At 43.1% G+C, this 20,340-nt stretch carries 10 protein-coding genes, 2 tRNA genes and 3 rRNA genes; 13 read left to right on the forward strand and 2 right to left on the reverse strand.

From position 1 onward, the window contains the following. Positions 1-249: 249 nt before the first annotated feature. Positions 250-981 (reverse strand): outer membrane protein assembly factor BamD, encoded by a 732-nt coding sequence (gene bamD / locus AB6N04_RS01210; RefSeq protein WP_369311926.1) that lies wholly within the window; start codon positions 979-981, stop codon positions 250-252. Positions 982-1,118: 137 nt separating this feature from the next. Here bamD and rluD point away from each other — a divergent pair, with 137 nt between their 5' ends. The 13 genes from rluD (at position 1,119) to megL (ending at position 18,850) form a co-directional block, all read left to right on the forward strand. Further along, complete coding sequence (gene rluD / locus AB6N04_RS01215) at positions 1,119-2,096, forward strand: 23S rRNA pseudouridine(1911/1915/1917) synthase RluD (protein ID WP_369310135.1); 978 nt, start codon at positions 1,119-1,121, stop codon at positions 2,094-2,096. Continuing rightward, entirely contained in the window at positions 2,096-2,830 is a 735-nt protein-coding gene (yfiH, locus tag AB6N04_RS01220; RefSeq protein ID WP_369310136.1) for a purine nucleoside phosphorylase YfiH, read from the forward strand. Before rluD ends, yfiH begins: the two co-directional genes overlap by 1 nt. 124 nt (positions 2,831-2,954) lie before the next feature. Next, positions 2,955-5,528 (forward strand): ATP-dependent chaperone ClpB, encoded by a 2,574-nt coding sequence (gene clpB, locus AB6N04_RS01225; protein WP_369310137.1) that lies wholly within the window; start codon positions 2,955-2,957, stop codon positions 5,526-5,528. Between the two features lie 642 nt (positions 5,529-6,170). Next, positions 6,171-7,710, forward strand: a 16S ribosomal RNA gene (locus tag AB6N04_RS01230). Between the two features lie 65 nt (positions 7,711-7,775). Continuing rightward, positions 7,776-7,852: transfer RNA gene (locus AB6N04_RS01235), tRNA-Ile, on the forward strand. Positions 7,853-7,990: 138 nt separating this feature from the next. Next, a tRNA-Ala gene (locus AB6N04_RS01240) sits at positions 7,991-8,066 on the forward strand. 331 nt (positions 8,067-8,397) lie between these two features. Further along, positions 8,398-11,692 (forward strand): 23S ribosomal RNA (locus AB6N04_RS01245). 139 nt (positions 11,693-11,831) lie between these two features. Further along, a 5S ribosomal RNA gene (rrf, locus tag AB6N04_RS01250) occupies positions 11,832-11,947 on the forward strand. The 16S, 23S and 5S rRNA genes sit together here with 2 tRNA genes alongside, the layout of an rRNA operon. Positions 11,948-14,385: 2,438 nt before the next feature. Continuing rightward, a complete protein-coding gene (locus tag AB6N04_RS01255) occupies positions 14,386-15,177 on the forward strand; it encodes an endonuclease/exonuclease/phosphatase family protein (RefSeq protein WP_369310138.1) in 792 nt (263 codons plus the stop codon). A gap of 136 nt (positions 15,178-15,313) precedes the next feature. Further along, the gene (locus tag AB6N04_RS01260) at positions 15,314-15,820 is read left to right on the forward strand and encodes a DUF1287 domain-containing protein (RefSeq protein ID WP_369311928.1); all 507 of its coding nucleotides are present in this window, start codon (positions 15,314-15,316) and stop codon (positions 15,818-15,820) included. A gap of 218 nt (positions 15,821-16,038) precedes the next feature. Beyond that, on the forward strand, positions 16,039-17,226 hold the full coding sequence (locus AB6N04_RS01265; RefSeq protein ID WP_369310139.1) for an FAD/NAD(P)-binding oxidoreductase: 1,188 nt from the start codon (positions 16,039-16,041) through the stop codon (positions 17,224-17,226). Positions 17,227-17,239: 13 nt separating this feature from the next. Further along, positions 17,240-17,632: a hypothetical protein gene (locus AB6N04_RS01270; protein ID WP_369310140.1), complete on the forward strand. Its 393-nt coding sequence runs from the start codon at positions 17,240-17,242 to the stop codon at positions 17,630-17,632. Positions 17,633-17,647: 15 nt separating this feature from the next. Then, positions 17,648-18,850 (forward strand): methionine gamma-lyase, encoded by a 1,203-nt coding sequence (gene megL, locus AB6N04_RS01275; protein WP_369310141.1) that lies wholly within the window; start codon positions 17,648-17,650, stop codon positions 18,848-18,850. 55 nt (positions 18,851-18,905) lie between these two features. On the opposite strand, the gene AB6N04_RS01280 is transcribed toward megL, so the two are convergent. After that, positions 18,906-20,273 (reverse strand): amino acid permease, encoded by a 1,368-nt coding sequence (locus AB6N04_RS01280; RefSeq protein ID WP_369310142.1) that lies wholly within the window; start codon positions 20,271-20,273, stop codon positions 18,906-18,908. Between the last annotated feature and the right edge of the window lie 67 nt (positions 20,274-20,340).

Genomic DNA, 20,340 nt, shown 5'->3' on the forward strand with positions numbered 1-20,340 from the left:
CACGCATCTGAAGTGTGATTTTGCATAAAAAAGGGAATGAAAAGCATTGCCAAAATGAATGGATTAGGGGAAACTGATTAAGTTGGCTATCGATACGGTTAATAGTCGGATCTTTTTTTGGGTTAAAATTTAGCTAACCTAATAGATTGATTAATCGAAACAAAAACGTGAGATAACCGGGCAATATTAGAAGCCAATCAGATAAACAAAAACAGCAGCCTAGGCTGCTGTTTTAGATCGAACTCGATATTATTGAGGGTTTGCCGCAATAATACTTTCGGCTTTATTGGCTTCTTGATTTAACCCCATTTGTTTATAAGCAATTTCCATGTATGGCAAGGCATTACGTGTTGCTTCTGTATCTGGGTAATCTTTCAGCATCTGCTCTGTGCGATTAACAACCGCGACATAAGCCCCCCGTTTGTTGTAATATTCAACCACAGAAAGGTCGAATTTTGCTAAACGTTCTTTTAAATAAACTAAGCGTTTACTCGCATCATTTGCATACATGCTGTTAGGATAGTAGCGAACCAGCTGGCTTAAGTCTTTAAATGCGACGCGAGCGTGCTGAGGGTCTCTATCTGAACGGTCGATGCCAAACAGACCTTGTAATAAACTGTCATCCAGCGCCATCGCCGTTAAGCCGCGCATGTAGAGGACATAGTCAATATTTGGATGGGTTGGGTTTAAACGCATGAAACGGTCAATTGCGGCTATCGCCATTGGCAGCTCAGCTGATTTATAATAGGCGTAAATCAGGTCTAATTGAACCTGCTGGGCATATGGACCAAATGGATAACGGTTATCAAGGGCTTCAAACTGTTTAATAGCAGCTTTAAAGTTACCGTCCTGCAGTTTTTGCTGACCCGTTGCATAGATTTCAGCTGGGGAGCTATCAGGGCTGACTTCTGGGTTGCTGGAACACCCAGCTAAAACCAGGCTCAACGTGGCTGCTGCCACCAGATTTTTCATACGTATCATCACGTGTAGGTTATCCTCTGAGTGTTTCGAGGGAGTCTATCCATAAGGCTCCCGGCAAAATTCGAGTTACAATAGCATATATTTTAAATGAAACGGCTGCGCCGTCAAAATACAAACACCAAAAAGTAGATTAATTTATGGCTCAACAAGTACAACTTAGTGCAACTATCGCTGAATCACAGCTCGGTCAACGTTTAGATCAGGCTTTGGCTGAATTGTTCCCTGATTATTCACGTTCACGCATAAAAGAGTGGATTTTAGATGATAGAGTGCAGGTTAATGGCAAAGTTATCAATAAGCCAAAGGAAAAAGTTTTAGGTAGCGAACAAATTTTAATCGATGCCCTTATTGAAGAAGATAATCGTTGGGAACCCCAAGATATTCCTCTTAACATTATTTATGAAGATGAAGATATCCTAATTATCAATAAACCACGAGGTTTAGTGGTGCATCCAGGTGCTGGTAACCCTGATGGAACAATCCTAAATGCATTATTGTACCGTTATCCAGAAATTGTTGACGTGCCCAGAGCAGGTATTGTCCATCGTCTCGATAAAGACACCACCGGGTTAATGGTTGTTGCGAAAACGGTTCCTGCGCAAACACATTTAGTGGAGTCTTTACAGTTAAGAGAAATTACTCGTGAATATGAAGCAGTTGCCGTAGGTCGCATGACAGCTGGTGGTATGGTCGAAGAACCGATTTCTCGTCACCCGACCAAAAGAACCCATATGGCTGTACACCCAATGGGTAAACCTGCGGTTACACATTACCGTATAATGGAACATTTTAGGGCGCACACTCGTTTACGCTTACGTTTAGAAACCGGCAGAACACACCAAATTCGTGTGCATATGGCCCATATTAACCATCCATTAATTGGGGATCCATTATACGGTGGTCGTCCTCGTCCATTGAAAGGTGCCACGGCAGAGTTTTTAGAAGTGATGCGTAATTTCGATAGGCAAGCACTGCACGCCACAATGCTACGTCTTTACCATCCTATTTCAGGAATACAAATGGAGTGGCACGCACCGTTACCTGATGATATGGTTAAGCTTATTGACGCCTTAAAGGCAGACACTGAACTTCATAAAGACAATATGGATTGGTAATGAGCACACTGATTTTTCCTGACTGGCCTCAGCCTAAAAGCGTATCAAGTTGTAGCACAACCCGTGCCGGTGGCGTGAGCCTGCCACCTTTTGACAGCTTGAATCTTGGCGATCATGTAGAAGATAGCCCTGAAGCCGTCAGTGAAAATCGTCAACGTCTTATCGAACTGGCTCAATTGCCACAGCAACCCGTATGGCTTGAGCAAGTTCACGGTACGCGTGTTGTGCATCTTGATGGTCGTGAAATTAAAAACAGACAGGCTGATGCGGTATACAGTAATCAAGTAGGGCAAGTTTGTACTGTCATGACAGCGGATTGCTTACCGGTTTTATTTTGTAACCTAGCCGGGACCGAAGTTGCAGCGGCACACGCAGGGTGGCGAGGATTATGCAATGGCGTACTTGAAAATACGGTGCGTCAATTTATTAGCCCTACCAATGAAATTATGGCGTGGCTCGGCCCTGCAATTGGTGCTGAAAAATTTGAGGTTGGCCCGGAAGTTAAAGATGCTTTTGTTAATCAATCACCTGATTTGGTCTCTGCTTTTATCCCTCATAATGATAAATATCATGCTAATATTTATTTATTAGCCCGTAAAAAGCTCAATGCGGTAGGTATAACTGCTATCTATGGTGGGGGTTTTTGTACGGTAAGTGATGAAAACAGGTTTTTTTCCTACCGACGTGCGGGAAAAACCGGGAGAATGGCTTCTTTGATATGGGTAAATAACTAGTGTTTAGTGTTTTACTCTAAATTAACGAATATAATGAAAATTATTTAATACGAAACTTGAATATTTAAAAATAGACCTCATCTAGTATCCAGTAGCAAATTTAATCTCATTTATCGGAGGTGTTATGCGTCTGGACCGTTTAACGAATAAATTCCAGCAAGCTCTCGCTGACGCCCAATCTTTAGCCCTTGGGCGTGAAAACCAGTTTATCGAACCTATTCATCTATTAAGTGCTTTATTCAATCAAGAAGGTGGCACTGTTCGTCCTTTGCTAACGACATTAGGCGTTAACGCCGTGCAATTTAAGCAAAAGATCGAAGATGCATTAGGGCGTTTACCTCAAGTGCAAGGTGTTGCGGGAGACGTTCAACCATCAAGTGACTTAATGCGTCACTTAAATTTATGTGATCAATTGGCACAAAAGCATGGAGATGACTTTATCTCCTCTGAATTATTTCTTGTCGCCGCTTTAGAAGCCAATACAACATTAGCAGACATGCTTAAAGCGGCAGGTGTTAATAAAGATAATTTAAATAAGGCAATAGAACAGATGCGTGGTGGAGAAAAAGTGAATGACCAAAGCGCTGAAGACCAGCGCCAAGCCTTGAAAAAATACACTGTCGATTTAACTGAGCGAGCAGAACAAGGCAAATTAGACCCAGTAATTGGCCGTGATGAAGAAATTCGTCGTACCATTCAAGTATTACAACGTCGTACCAAAAATAACCCTGTGCTAATTGGTGAGCCAGGTGTAGGTAAAACAGCCATTGTTGAAGGGCTGGCGCAGCGTATTGTTAATGGCGAAATCCCTGAGGGACTGAAAAATAAACGTGTTTTATCCCTTGATATGGGCGCTCTGATTGCTGGTGCCAAATATCGTGGTGAATTTGAAGAACGTTTAAAAGCGGTACTGAGTGACCTTGCAAAACAAGAAGGTAACGTCATTCTATTTATTGACGAACTGCATACTATGGTTGGTGCAGGTAAAGCGGATGGTGCAATGGATGCGGGAAATATGTTGAAGCCTGCTCTTGCACGTGGTGAATTACATTGTGTTGGTGCTACGACGTTAGATGAGTATCGCCAATATATTGAAAAAGACCCAGCGTTAGAGCGCCGATTCCAAAAAGTGTATGTCGCAGAGCCTTCAGTTGAAGACACGATTGCCATTTTACGTGGTTTGAAAGAGCGCTATGAGCTCCATCACCATGTACAAATTACGGATCCTGCGATAGTCGCTGCGGCAACATTGTCGCATCGTTATATTACGGATCGTATGTTGCCAGACAAAGCTATCGATTTAATTGATGAGGCGGGAGCAAGTCTGCGGATGCAGATGGATTCAAAACCTGAATCCTTAGATAGATTAGAACGCCGTATTATTCAACTGAAACTTGAACAGCAAGCACTGAAAAAAGAATCAGATGATGCGAGTAAAAAACGTCTTGAAATGCTAGAAGAAGAGCTAGCAGAGAAAGAACGTGAGTACTCTGCGTTAGAAGAGGAATGGAAAGCTGAAAAAGCATCATTAACGGGAACTCAGCATATTAAAGCTGAACTTGAAAATACGCGTATTGAGATGGAAAAAGCACGCCGTATGGGTGATTTAGCGAAAATGTCTGAATTGCAATATGGGCGTATTCCTGAGCTAGAAAAACAACTTGAAGCCGCAACCAAAGCGGAAGGTAAAAGCATGAAGCTTTTACGTAACAAGGTAACAGATGTTGAAATCGCTGAAATCCTAGCGCGCTGGACAGGTATTCCTGTTTCAAGAATGCTTGAAAGCGAAAGAGAGAAATTATTGCGCATGGAACAGCAACTCCATCAACGGGTGATTGGTCAAGATGAGGCAGTAGTGGCGGTATCGAATGCCATTCGTCGTAGCCGAGCTGGGTTGTCTGATCCAAATCGACCAATTGGCTCCTTTATGTTCTTAGGGCCAACAGGGGTTGGTAAAACTGAGTTATGTAAAGCGTTAGCTAACTTTATGTTCGACAGTGATGACGCAATGGTGCGTATCGACATGTCTGAATTTATGGAAAAACATGCGGTATCACGTTTAGTGGGGGCACCTCCAGGATATGTGGGTTATGAAGAAGGCGGGTATCTCACCGAAGCTGTAAGGCGCCGTCCATATTCGGTAATTCTGCTAGATGAAGTTGAAAAAGCACACCCTGATGTATTTAACATCTTATTGCAAGTGTTGGATGATGGGCGTTTAACGGATGGACAAGGTCGTACTGTCGACTTCCGTAATACCGTTATTATTATGACATCTAACTTGGGTTCTGATTTAATCCAAGAAAGATTTGGCATGATTGGTTACTCAGAAATGAAAGATATGGTGATGGAAGTGGTATCCCATAGCTTCCGACCTGAGTTTATTAACCGTATTGATGAAGTGGTGGTATTCCATCCATTAGGTAAAGAGCAAATTACGAATATTGCGAATATTCAGTTGGCTCGTTTATATAAACGTCTTGAAGAACACGGCTATGAAGTTACAACAACACCCGCAGCACTTGAAAAAATTGGTGAGGCCGGTTTTGATCCAATTTTTGGTGCAAGGCCGTTGAAACGTGCAATTCAACAGGAAATCGAAAACCCACTGGCACAAGAAATCTTGTCTGGTCGGTTGATTCCAGGCAAACCAGTTGTCTTAGATGTTGAAAATAACGAAATTGTAGCAAAACAGTAATTAATGAAGGTGAGTTAGTTCATTGATTCAAGAGTAAAATGCAAGGCGGCACTCAATATGCCGCCTTTTTCTTATCAAATTGGCGAAAAAAGTGCTTTTATCGGTCTAAAATTGGGCGTAAAGTGCAAAAGATAATCAGTTGAAAATTATTTTTAAGAAAACACTTGCCAGATTTTTCTAGCTGCCTATAATGCGCATCCACTGACCGGGAACAAGACAACGCAAAGCGCGATGAACACTGAAACGGCAGCGAGAGATTCTGAAAAGAAAAAGCAAAAAATTGCTTGACTCTCACGGAGGAAAACGTATTATACGCCTCCTCGCGACAACGACCTTGAAGTCGAAAATCGAAAGATTTAGTCGCAACGCTCTTTAACAATTTATCAGACAATCTGTGTGGGCACTCACAGGACACTATCAAAAAAATATTTGATTTTAAGTCTTGAAGAGTGACTAACACGTTAATTCATATATATGAACTTAATAGGTAGTAACGTTATTTTGGAAGGGTAACGCGAAAGCAAGCAGCGATGAACCGAGACAGTACTTAAGTACGGCGAGGTGAAGCGATGCGCAGCTGACAAAGTTAACCGAACAAAAGAGCGTTACGAGACAGTAACATTCTTTGAGCATCAAGCTTTTTAATTGAAGAGTTTGATCATGGCTCAGATTGAACGCTGGCGGCAGGCCTAACACATGCAAGTCGAGCGGTAACAGGGGAAGCTTGCTTCCCGCTGACGAGCGGCGGACGGGTGAGTAATGTATGGGGATCTGCCCGATAGAGGGGGATAACCACTGGAAACGGTGGCTAATACCGCATAATCTCTAAGGAGCAAAGCAGGGGAACTTCGGTCCTTGCGCTATCGGATGAACCCATATGGGATTAGCTAGTAGGTGAGGTAATGGCTCACCTAGGCGACGATCCCTAGCTGGTCTGAGAGGATGATCAGCCACACTGGGACTGAGACACGGCCCAGACTCCTACGGGAGGCAGCAGTGGGGAATATTGCACAATGGGCGCAAGCCTGATGCAGCCATGCCGCGTGTATGAAGAAGGCCCTAGGGTTGTAAAGTACTTTCAGTCGGGAGGAAGGCGTTGATGCTAATATCATCAACGATTGACGTTACCGACAGAAGAAGCACCGGCTAACTCCGTGCCAGCAGCCGCGGTAATACGGAGGGTGCAAGCGTTAATCGGAATTACTGGGCGTAAAGCGCACGCAGGCGGTTGATTAAGTTAGATGTGAAATCCCCGGGCTTAACCTGGGAATGGCATCTAAGACTGGTCAGCTAGAGTCTTGTAGAGGGGGGTAGAATTCCATGTGTAGCGGTGAAATGCGTAGAGATGTGGAGGAATACCGGTGGCGAAGGCGGCCCCCTGGACAAAGACTGACGCTCAGGTGCGAAAGCGTGGGGAGCAAACAGGATTAGATACCCTGGTAGTCCACGCTGTAAACGATGTCGATTTGGAGGTTGTTCCCTAGAGGAGTGGCTTCCGGAGCTAACGCGTTAAATCGACCGCCTGGGGAGTACGGCCGCAAGGTTAAAACTCAAATGAATTGACGGGGGCCCGCACAAGCGGTGGAGCATGTGGTTTAATTCGATGCAACGCGAAGAACCTTACCTACTCTTGACATCCAGAGAACTTAGCAGAGATGCTTTGGTGCCTTCGGGAACTCTGAGACAGGTGCTGCATGGCTGTCGTCAGCTCGTGTTGTGAAATGTTGGGTTAAGTCCCGCAACGAGCGCAACCCTTATCCTTTGTTGCCAGCGATACGGTCGGGAACTCAAAGGAGACTGCCGGTGATAAACCGGAGGAAGGTGGGGATGACGTCAAGTCATCATGGCCCTTACGAGTAGGGCTACACACGTGCTACAATGGCGTATACAAAGAGAAGCGACCTCGCGAGAGCAAGCGGAACTCATAAAGTGCGTCGTAGTCCGGATTGGAGTCTGCAACTCGACTCCATGAAGTCGGAATCGCTAGTAATCGTAGATCAGAATGCTACGGTGAATACGTTCCCGGGCCTTGTACACACCGCCCGTCACACCATGGGAGTGGGTTGCAAAAGAAGTAGGTAGCTTAACCTTCGGGAGGGCGCTTACCACTTTGTGATTCATGACTGGGGTGAAGTCGTAACAAGGTAACCGTAGGGGAACCTGCGGTTGGATCACCTCCTTACCATTGAAGTGTATTTGTGAAGTGCTCACACAGATTGTCTGATGAAATAGAGTAGCGGTATCGATAGGCTTGTAGCTCAGGTGGTTAGAGCGCACCCCTGATAAGGGTGAGGTCGGTGGTTCAAGTCCACTCAGGCCTACCACTTTTCTCTTATGCTGCGTTATGGCTCAGCTCGTTTACTCAAGTAAACGTCGCTAATCCATGCCTTGCCTAAGAAAAAAGACCTCCGAGTAAGAAAAAAATCTTATCAGGAGATTGATTGATACCGAAAAACCTTTATGGGGCTATAGCTCAGCTGGGAGAGCGCCTGCCTTGCACGCAGGAGGTCAGCGGTTCGATCCCGCTTAGCTCCACCATAATTTTTCTGATTATTCAGAATAGATTAGCAATAGTCTATTGCGAATAATTATGCTCTTTAACAATCTGGAACAAGCTGAAAATTGAAAACAACGCACATCGTTTATCGCTTAAACGATGTGAGAGTCTCTCAAAAATCTCAACTCAAGATGTTCTTTGTCATGATGGCAAAACGTAATGAGCGAGCAGTCAGCGATTCAAGGCGGCCAGCGCACAGCAAGCGCAGCGTACATGAGTACGTGAGCATTGCGAGCACTGCCCAACATAGAATCGATGCACGCGCAGCCATTACCCGTCAGAATGACACGAAAAGACACCTTCGGGTTGTGAGGTTAAGCGACTAAGCGTACACGGTGGATGCCTAGGCAATCAGAGGCGATGAAGGACGTGCTAATCTGCGAAAAGCGTCGGCAAGGTGATATGAACCGTTATAACCGACGATATCCGAATGGGGAAACCCAGTGCAATTCGTTGCACTATCGTTTGATGAATCCATAGTCAAACGAGGCGAACCGAGGGAACTGAAACATCTCAGTACCTCGAGGAAAAGAAATCAACCGAGATTCCCCTAGTAGCGGCGAGCGAACGGGGAGCAGCCCAGAGTCTTAATCAGCATCAGCATCAGGAGAACGGTCTGGAAAGTCCGGCAGTAAAGGGTGATAGCCCCGTATCCGAAGGTGTTGGTGTTGTGAACTCGACGAGTAGGGCGGGACACGTGTTATCCTGTCTGAATATGGGGGGACCATCCTCCAAGGCTAAATACTCCTGATTGACCGATAGTGAACCAGTACCGTGAGGGAAAGGCGAAAAGAACCCCGGCGAGGGGAGTGAAATAGAACCTGAAACCGTGTACGTACAAGCAGTGGGAGCCCCATCACTCAAGTGCCTCGGCAATTGAGTGATGGCTTAAAACACCACCACAAGAGCAGCGCAGCATTGGCTAACAAGGTTGGTCGATTTTTTCAAGCCGCCGCGCAGTGGACATAGAAGTCCATGAGCAGCGGAAGTTAAAAAATCGGGCAAGATTGGACGGCAAGGCAAGCGGGACATTTGAGGATGGGGTGACTGCGTACCTTTTGTATAATGGGTCAGCGACTTATATTCTGTAGCAAGGTTAACCGAATAGGGGAGCCGTAGGGAAACCGAGTCTTAACTGGGCGAATGAGTTGCAGGGTATAGACCCGAAACCCGGTGATCTAGCCATGGGCAGGTTGAAGGTTGGGTAACACTAACTGGAGGACCGAACCGACTAATGTTGAAAAATTAGCGGATGACTTGTGGCTGGGGGTGAAAGGCCAATCAAACCGGGAGATAGCTGGTTCTCCCCGAAAGCTATTTAGGTAGCGCCTCGTGAACTCATCTTCGGGGGTAGAGCACTGTTTCGACTAGGGGGTCATCCCGACTTACCAACTCGATGCAAACTACGAATACCGAAGAATGTTATCACGGGAGACACACGGCGGGTGCTAACGTTCGTCGTGAAGAGGGAAACAACCCAGACCGCCAGCTAAGGTCCCAAAGTCATAGTTAAGTGGGAAACGAAGTGGGAAGGCTCAGACAGCCAGGATGTTGGCTTAGAAGCAGCCATCATTTAAAGAAAGCGTAATAGCTCACTGGTCGAGTCGGCCTGCGCGGAAGATGTAACGGGGCTAAACTATGCACCGAAGCTGCGGCAGCGAACGTATCACTTAAACTGATTAAGTGGTACTGCAATGTATCAAAACGATTGACGGAACGCAGTGACGTCAATGCGTTTATCAAAGTCGAGGCGGTAAAGCACACGACACATACTGATTAAGTGATACATAAGTATCAAAACGATTGACGGAACGCAGTGACGTCAATGCGTTCATTAAAGTCGAGGCGGCAACGCACGGCGAGTCAGTTTAAGGATACGTTCGTTGGGTAGGGGAGCGTTCTGTAAGCCTGTGAAGGTGTACTGTGAGGTATGCTGGAGGTATCAGAAGTGCGAATGCTGACATAAGTAACGATAATGCGGGTGAAAAACCCGCACGCCGGAAGACCAAGGGTTCCTGTCCAACGTTAATCGGGGCAGGGTGAGTCGACCCCTAAGGCGAGGCAGAAATGCGTAGTCGATGGGAAACGGGTTAATATTCCCGTACTAGTGATAATTGCGATGGGGGGACGGAGAAGGCTAGGCTGGCCGGGCGACGGTTGTCCCGGTTTAAGGATGTAGGTGGGTGAATTAGGCAAATCCGGTTCACTATACACTGAGATCTGATGACGAGTCACTACGGTGGCGAAGTAGCTCATGCCCCGCTTCCAGGAAAAGCCTCTAAGCTCTAGATTATCATTAATCGTACCCCAAACCGACACAGGTGGTCAGGTAGAGAATACTCAGGCGCTTGAGAGAACTCGGGTGAAGGAACTAGGCAAAATGGTGCCGTAACTTCGGGAGAAGGCACGCTGGCATTAGGTGAAGTGGTTTACCCATGGAGCTGAAGCCAGTCGCAGATACCAGCTGGCTGCAACTGTTTATTAAAAACACAGCACTGTGCAAACACGAAAGTGGACGTATACGGTGTGACGCCTGCCCGGTGCTGGAAGGTTAATTGATGGGGTTATCCGTAAGGAGAAGCTCTTGATCGAAGCCCCAGTAAACGGCGGCCGTAACTATAACGGTCCTAAGGTAGCGAAATTCCTTGTCGGGTAAGTTCCGACCTGCACGAATGGCGTAATGATGGCCAGGCTGTCTCCACCCGAGACTCAGTGAAATTGAACTCGCTGTGAAGATGCAGTGTACCCGCGGCAAGACGGAAAGACCCCGTGAACCTTTACTATAGCTTGACACTGAACATTGAGCCTTGATGTGTAGGATAGGTGGGAGGCTTAGAAGCGTGGACGCCAGTCTGCGTGGAGCCAACCTTGAAATACCACCCTTTAATGTTTGATGTTCTAACGTTGCCCCGTGATCCGGGGTGCGGACAGTGTCTGGTGGGTAGTTTGACTGGGGCGGTCTCCTCCCAAAGAGTAACGGAGGAGCACGAAGGTTGGCTAAGCATGGTCGGACATCATGCGGTTAGTGCAAAGGCATAAGCCAGCTTGACTGCGAGAGTGACGGCTCGAGCAGGTACGAAAGTAGGTCTTAGTGATCCGGTGGTTCTGAATGGAAGGGCCATCGCTCAACGGATAAAAGGTACTCCGGGGATAACAGGCTGATACCGCCCAAGAGTTCATATCGACGGCGGTGTTTGGCACCTCGATGTCGGCTCATCACATCCTGGGGCTGAAGTAGGTCCCAAGGGTACGGCTGTTCGCCGTTTAAAGTGGTACGCGAGCTGGGTTTAGAACGTCGTGAGACAGTTCGGTCCCTATCTGCCGTGGGCGTTGGAAGATTGAAAGGGGCTGCTCCTAGTACGAGAGGACCGGAGTGGACGCACCACTGGTGTTCGGGTTGTCATGCCAATGGCACTGCCCGGTAGCTAAGTGCGGAAAAGATAACCGCTGAAAGCATCTAAGCGGGAAACTTGCCTTGAGATGAGTCTTCCCTGACTCTTAAAGGGTCCTAAAGGAACGTTTAAGACTAAGACGTTGATAGGTTGGGTGTGTAAGCGTAGCGATACGTTGAGCTAACCAATACTAATGAACCGTGAGGCTTAACCTGACAACACCGAAGGTGTTTTAGAGAGAGTGTGTTGATATTCAAGAGGGTGAGAAGCCGAAAGGTGAAGGACACAACAGCTTGTTCAAGATTGCACTTCTGGTTTAGTGAAAGATAACTAAACGGGAAGAGACAGAATTTGTCTGGCGGCAATAGCGCGGTGGTCCCACCTGACCCCATGCCGAACTCAGCAGTGAAACGCCGTAGCGCCGATGGTAGTGTGGGGTCTCCCCATGTGAGAGTAGGGAACTGCCAGACATTAAATTAGTGAGAAAGCCACCCAATGGGTGGCTTTTTTGCGTTTGGCGAATGGTAAGCTAATAAAATCATTGCATCAAGCACAGCCAGTACTGGGTAAATCACGATAAAATGGGTTCAGCCGCAAGGCTGCAATTTTTAACCCAGCAATGATAATCGTATTATATATCCCCTTAGCAATTACCTTGTCAATTCCCCTGTTTTTGTCGCAATTTAATAATCAAATAAGGCATTGAGTGTGAGCTCGGATTAATTGATATGTATAGCTATTTAATCTACGTTAGCCACGCGCTGACTAACCTTATGAATAAGGGATACAACAAGAATAATCAGGCAAGTATGAGTCCCCTCAGCAATTACCTTTTGTGTGAGCACGTTTTTTAGCTATTTCGATGTGCAATTAGAGCATTGAGTGCGAGCTCGGATTAAATGATAGATAGCCATCTTGTCTGCGCTAGCTACGCGCTGACCGCTCTTATGGATAAGGGATACAAAAGAATGCTAAGGCAAGTACTAGTCCTCTCAGCAATTACCTTTTCAATGACCCTGTTTTTCGCTAGTTAAAAAGCAAATAAGGCATTGAGAGCGAGCTCGGATTAAACGATAGATATAGCTATCTTGTCTGCGCTAGCCACGCGCTGACTAACCTTATGAATAAGGGATACAAAAGAATGCTAAGGCAAGTATGAGTCCCCTTAGCAATTACCTTTTGTGTGAGCACGTTTTTTAGCTATTTCGATGTGCAAATAGGGCATAGAGTGCGAGCTCGGATTAAACGATAGATATAACTATTTAATCTGCGCTAGCTACGCGCTGACCGCTCTTATAGATAACGGATACAAAAGAATGCTAAGGCAAGTATGAGTCCCCTCCGCAATTACCTTTTGTGTAAGCACGTTTTTAGCTATTTCGATGTGCAAATAGAGCATTGAGTGTGAGCTCGGATTAAACGAGAGATATAGCTATTTAATCTACGTTAGCTACACACTGATCGAGCTTATGGATAAGAAATAGCACAAGAATAGTTAGGCAATGATTTGTCACCTTAGCAATTACCTTTTGTGTGAGCACAATTTTAGCTATCTCGATGTACAAATAGGGCATTGAAAACAGGCTCAGATTAATCGGTATTGGTCTCTATCTTATCTATACTAGACAAGCGCTGACTGCTCCTATGGATAAGAAATAGCACAAGAATAGTCAGGCAATGATTTGTCACCTGAGCAATTACCTTTCGTGTAAGCACAATTTTAGCTATCTCGATGTACAAATAGGGCATTGAAGACAGGCTCAGATTAATCGATATGTATAGCTATTTAATCTACGTTAGCTACGCGCTGACCGAGCTTATGGATAATAAATAGCACAAGAATAGTCAGGCAATGATTTGTCACCTGAGCAATTACCTTTTGTGCGAGCACGTTTTTAGCTATCTCGATGTGCAAATAAGGCATTGAGTGCGAGCTCGGATTAATTGATATGTATAGCTATTTAATCTGTGCTAGGCACGCGCTGACCGCTCTTATGGATAATTAATAGTACAAGAATAGTCAGGCAAATATTTGTCCCCTCAGCAATTACCTTTCGTGTGAGCACGTTTTTTAGCTATCTCGATCTGCAAATAGGGCATTGAGAGCGAGCTCCGATTAAACGATAGATATAGCCATCTTATCTGCGCTAGACATTTGCTGACTGCTCTTATGGATAACGGATACAAAAGAATGTTAAAGCAAGTATTTGTCCCCTCAGCAGTTACCTTTTCAATGACCCTGTTTTTCGCTAGTTAAAAAGCAAATAAGGCATTGAGTGCGAGCTCGGATTAAACGATAGATATAGCCATCTTGTCTGCACTAGATACGCGCTGACCGAGCTTATGGATAATAAATAGCACAAGAATGGTCAGGCAATGATTTGTCCCCTTAGCAATTACCTGGTCAATGACCCTGTTTTTGTTGCAATTTAGTAAGTAAATAGGGCATTGAGCGAGGTCGGATTAAACGATAGATATAGCTATTTAATCTACGCTAGCTACGCGCTGACCGAGCTTATGGATAAGAAATAACACAAGAATGGTTAGGCAATGATTTGTTTCTCTAGCTTGATGTATGATAGCTGCTTATCGATATTTAGCGTATGAATATAATTAACGGCATAAAGTCGCGAGTAACCGCACATTGAATAAGTCAGTATAGAAAATGAAATGTAAGTGAATAAAAATCATTTTATATTTCAAAGTGTTAATTGATTGTTTAATGTGTGTAGGATAAGAAGCGGTAGAGTATTAAGTCGCAATGCGCCGGATAATGATGATATCTACGAGTAGTAGAAAATAGTTTACTAAATTAGATAAGCGAGGACATGGTGGATTTGGTATACTAGACCCTAATTAGTAAGTGTAGAATTTTATCATTCCATTGTCATAATGTAGGAAGTTGAATTTGGCGAAAAGAACCTATTCTGTTCGATATATAGCAGGTCAACCAGCTAAACGTATTCAGCCGATGCCTGTTCATATGTTAGGAGGATCTCTTCCAATTGGTTTGCCTTTGTTTGCTGCTGGTGAAACACTGGATGTTGTGACATGGAATATTTATAAACAGCAACGACCTAATTGGAAAGTCGCTCTGAGTGAATTAGTTAAAGATCGCAAATTAGTTTTACTCCAAGAAGCTCAAATGTCCCCTGAACTGATTTCTTTTGCTGCTTCAAAGCAGCTTATTGCAGATCAAGTTCCTGCACTCCCATTTTCCCCACATCCATCGGGAGTGATGACTCTTGCAACATCCCATCCTATTTATTGCTGTCCGCTGCGTGAAAAAGAGCCTTTGCTTCGCCTGGCTAAATCGGCTCTGATTACGGTTTATCCCTTACCAAATGGAAAGCAACTAATGGTAGCAAACGTTCATGCTATCAATTTTAGCTTTGGTGTTGATGTTTATACAAGGCAACTGAATAATCTTGGGATCCATATTGGTAAGCATGTAGGGCCTGTTATTCTGGCTGGAGATTTCAATGCATGGAGTCGGCAAAGGGTGAATGCGTTAAAACGGTTTATTCGTAGAGTTGGATTAAAAGAAATTGCTCTTGATGAGGATTTACGCACGAAAGCGTTTGGCCGTCCATTGGATTATATTTTTTATCGAGGACTCAAAGCGATTGATAGTAAAGTATTAATCACAGATGCGTCTGATCATAACCCAATAATAACTCGCTTTGATGTACCTAAATAATTAAGATTTTCATACCTTATTTTTCTCTGTTTTTATTGTAGATTTATCCATATATTCATATGGAGGATCTTTTTTGCCAAAGTTATTACTTTTTTTCTTATTGCTTTGTTTATCTCAAACGGCAAACAGTGCGAATATGGCATTAGCTAAACATGCAGAGCAACTTCCTCAGTTAGTCATTTATGATCCTGCCTATCGCCAAATAGCATACCCTAACGGTGATGTTCCTGAATATTATGGTGTTTGCTCTGATGTCGTGATACGCAGTTACCGAAAAATAGGTATCGATCTACAAAAATTAGTGCATGAAGATATGAAATCGAACTTCAGCGAATACCCGAGCCAGCGTATTTGGGGGCTGCATAAAACGGATACCAATATTGATCACCGCAGAGTACCTAATTTAGAAGTGTTTTTTTCTCGTAAAGGAAAGAATAAACCGATCACCAAAGATCCAAAAGACTATATACCCGGTGATATTGTTACATGGCGATTAGACAATGGAAGACCACATATTGGTATCGTGACATCTATAAAATCTGCAAATAATAAAAATAATTTAATTATGCATAATATTGGTTATGGTCAAATCGCAGAAGATGTTTTATTTAGATGGAAAATCATAGGTCATTATTCTTATTGATTTTTTATTTTCAAAAAGTAATTACATAGATGATAGTTTTTATAATTAACTTATTCATTGGTTTTTATATTTAAAAGTTATTAATTTTACTTGTTATTAATTGAATTATATTGAATTAAATGTATTAGAAATAATTAAAATTAAACTATATTTATAATATGTTAATGTAGTAATGTGATTGATATCTTCCTATTTTTAGTTATTAGCTTGGAGATGTTATGAAAAGTATTGTTATCGTTGGTGGTGGTACAGGAGGGACAATGTTAGCGAATATATTGTCTCGAAAATTAAACAAAGAGATTTTTTCAAAAAAAATAAAAATCACACTCATTACCGATAATCCAATTCATTATTACAAACCTGCTTTTATGTATGTTGCATTTAATTTATTCTTTAAAGATGAGTTGATGAGAGAGCAAGGGTCACTATTACGACCTGAAATTCAATTAGAGATTGATAAAATAGAATCGTTTGATTTTAAAAATAAAGAATTACACTCTAGGAGTGGGAAAAAATATAATTATGATTTTTTAGTTGTCGCCACAGGCTGTGTTCCACGACCAGATAGAATTGAAGGTTTGAAAGAGATTGGAAATCATTTTTATGCTTATGATGCCGCGAGAAAATTAGCTGACCAAATTGCTAAGATTGAAAAAGGGCGTATTTTTATTACAGTTTCATTTCCTGAAACACCTAATGTACCTCACCAATGCGGTATCGCGCCAATGGAAACAACATTGATGCTTGATGATTTTTTACGTAAACGACGAGTTAGGGACAATATTGAAATTGTTTATACTTACCCAACAGTTTCCCAATTACTGAGGAATTGCCTATTTTTGCAACAACCGGTATGTGAGGCGATACCTGAAATTTTTAATATTAAAAATATCAAAGCGCAACGCGGTTTTACATTAAGTAAAGTTGATCCCGATAAAAAAATTGCTTATTCGAAAGAGGGGGATGAACAACCTTTTGATATTTTAATAAGTACTCCCCCGATCACCGCAGTTGAGGCGGTTATCAATACCAATTTAAGTGAACATAAAAACGGTGAAGGTTGGTTACCAACAGATCATGAAACCATGCAAGTTTATGGCACAGATGGTGTTTATGTCATTGGTGATACAGTTGATTTACCAATAAGTAAAGCTGGGGGGAGTTGTCATAATCAGGCGGCAATTATTGCTGATAATATTTGTGGTGAACTGACCTATGGCTATCCATCCGCTATTTATGATGGGCGAGTTCAAGCGGTTGCACAGATGGGGCTTAATGCGGGGATGCCATTACAATACGATTATAAACACGATGTTATTCCTACTCCAGCAACCAAAGTGGGCGGATTATTAAGAAATGGTTTCAATCGAGGAATTTATTGGGCTGCTATTCGTGGTTTAGTGTAATAGGGGAATAATTATGTCAAATAATGATCAGCAAGCAAAACTTCTTGAATTACTAAATAGCGAGCCAGCAAACCATTTAGCGGAAAAAATAGCACCATTATTATATTTACAGCGATTTGATAATATTGTTGATTTATTATCTTTAATATCTGATCTGGTGGATATTATGGATACAGGTACAGTAGAAAAATTAGCAAACAGTTTTGAGGATACGTTAACACCTGTTTGGGAGTTGGGTACGGCTTATAATATGGCAAAGATGGAAGCCAAATATTCAGAAAAGAAACATAATTTTCGATCCGTTTATAATTTATTAAAAGATCCCGATACATTACGTGGAATAAGTACCGTTTTACGAACTTTACAAATTGTTGGTTCTCGATTGAGTAAAACCCAGGAGGGATAATATTTCGGAGGTGGTATGATTTTAGATAAATTGTATTCTTTTGATACTCGTGTAATACATAATTATTATGATCCAACCAAAAACTTAGGTTCATTAACGGCCCCTATTTACCAGACATCAACCTATGTTTTTGAAAGTGTAGAAGAAGGTGCTGCCTGTTTTAGTGGCGAATCGAATGGTTATATTTATACTCGTATTAATAATCCAACGTTAAGCCTATTAGAAAAGCGTATTGCAGATTTAGAGGAAGGGGATGCGGGGATTGTGTTTTCTTCTGGTATGGGGGCGATAACATCGACACTTTGGACGTTACTGAGTCCTGGTGATGAGTTATTGGTAGATATGACCGTATATGGTTGTACTTATGCTTTTTTCCATCATGGTTTAGCGCGTTTTGGTGTAAAGGTTCGTCATATTGATATGAGCTCCCCAAAAAATGTGGCTCGTGAGTTAACAGATAAAACGCGCGTACTTTTTTTTGAATCGCCTGCGAATCCGAATATGCGTTTGGTGGATATTAAAGCTATAAGCGATATTGTACATCAATATCGTCAATCCCATCAGCAGGAAATATTGACGGTTGTAGATAATACCTATTGCACTCCTTATATCCAAAAACCATTAGAATTAGGCGCTGACATCGTTATTCATTCACTAACTAAATATATGAATGGTCATGGCGATGTGATGGCAGGGGCCGTAGTGACAACAGAGGATTTAGCGAAAAAAATTAGACTGGTGGGACTAAAGGATATGACAGGGGCTTGTCTTTCTCCACACGATGCGAACCTAGTATTACGGGGAATGAAAACACTGTCTATTCGTATGGAACGTATTGTAGAAAACACACAAAGCGTTGCAGAGTATTTGGCAGCGCATCCTCATGTTGCTCAAGTTATGTATCCTGGGCTGCCAAGTTTTACCCAATATGAACTGGCTCAAAAGCAAATGCGATTACCCGGTGGGATGATTGCATTTGAACTTAAAGGTGGACTTGAAGCAGGTAAGCAATTTTTGAATCGCTTAAATTTGTTTGCGAGAGCGGTTAGTTTGGGGGATTGTGAATCCCTTGCCCAGCATCCTGCAAGTATGACGCATTCAACTTACACTGCTGAAGAGCGGAAGCAATACGGTATTAGTGATGGATTAATCCGGTTATCTATCGGGTTAGAAAACGCAACGGATTTGATTGAAGACTTGAAACAAGCACTAGCATAATTAAAACAGCCCGATATCATCATGATATCGGGCTCTGTGCTATGAATATTAATGATTATTTGCTTTGAAATTGACGCATAATAAAAAATGCCACACTGAGTATTCCCACCCACACAAGCCCAACCAATAATGCGACTTGTGTATCTTTAAAAAAGCCCAGTAACGCGATAACAAACACCATAAAGGCGATGGTGATCGCAGGTCCAACAGGCCAAAATGGTACTGGGAATTTCAGTTTTTTCACTTCTTCCTTACTCATTTTACGGCGCATTGCGACTTGAGATAACAGGATCATCAACCAAACCCATACCGTTGCAAAAGTTGCAATTGAGGCAATGATAACGAAAATTTTCTCAGGTAATAGGTAGTTGAGATAAACCCCCAGTAACATCACAACAGACATCACTAAAACTGTTACCCATGGCACACCATTTTTAGTTAACTTAGTAAAAACTTGAGGTGCTTGTTTATCTTGCGCCATGCCATACATCATGCGACCAGCACCAAAAATATCACTGTTAATAGCAGATATTGCCGCTGTGATGACCACAATATTTAAAATATTTGCGGCTGATGAAATGTTTAAACTGGAGAAAATTTGGACAAACGGGCTACCGTTTTGACCAACTTGGTTCCATGGATAGATACACATTAGAATAAATAAGGTCAATCCGTAGAATAATAAGATACGGATTGGTACTGCATTAATCGCTTTAGGTATGGTTTTTTCTGGGTTTTGTGCTTCGCTGGCAGTGATCCCAATGACTTCAATTCCACCAAAAGCGAACATCACAATCGCAAGGGAAGCAATTACCCCTGAGATACCATTTGGCATAAAGCCGCCATGTTCCCATAAGTTATGGATACCAACAGCATGGTCTGTTTCTTGGCCAAAGCCATAAAACATTAAGAAGGCTCCCCCGACAATCATCGCAATGATGGCGGAGACTTTCACGATGGACAGCCAGAATTCCATTTCACCGAAGATTTTGACGTGACATAAATTCAGCGCACCGATGAATAAAACGATGCTTAACACCCATATCCACTGGTCAACATCGGGGAACCAGAACCCCATATACATCCCAAAAGCGGTGATATCTGCTAAGCAAACAACCAGCATTTCAAAGACATAGTTCCAACCTGTTAAGAAACCAGCTAAAGGTCCCATGTAATGGCTAGCGTAGTGTGAGAAAGAGCCGGGAACAGGATGATGCACAGCCATCTCACCTAAAGCGCGCATGACCATAAATACAGCAGCACCACCGACCATATAGGCGAGCAGAACCGCAGGACCCGCAGCTTGAATTGCGGACGCGGAACCATAGAATAAACCAGTTCCAATCGCAGAGCCTAAAGCCATAAAGCGAATGTGCCTGACACTCAGTCCCTTTCTGAGTTGGTTTGTTTGACTACTTTGCATGTCTTTTCCTGTCTTTTCTTAGGAGATATCGTTCCGAATGTCGTTTCGGTATTGTTAATTAAGTTGG

This window comes from Providencia rettgeri (genome assembly GCF_041075285.1).
Taxonomy (GTDB): domain Bacteria; phylum Pseudomonadota; class Gammaproteobacteria; order Enterobacterales; family Enterobacteriaceae; genus Providencia; species Providencia rettgeri_G.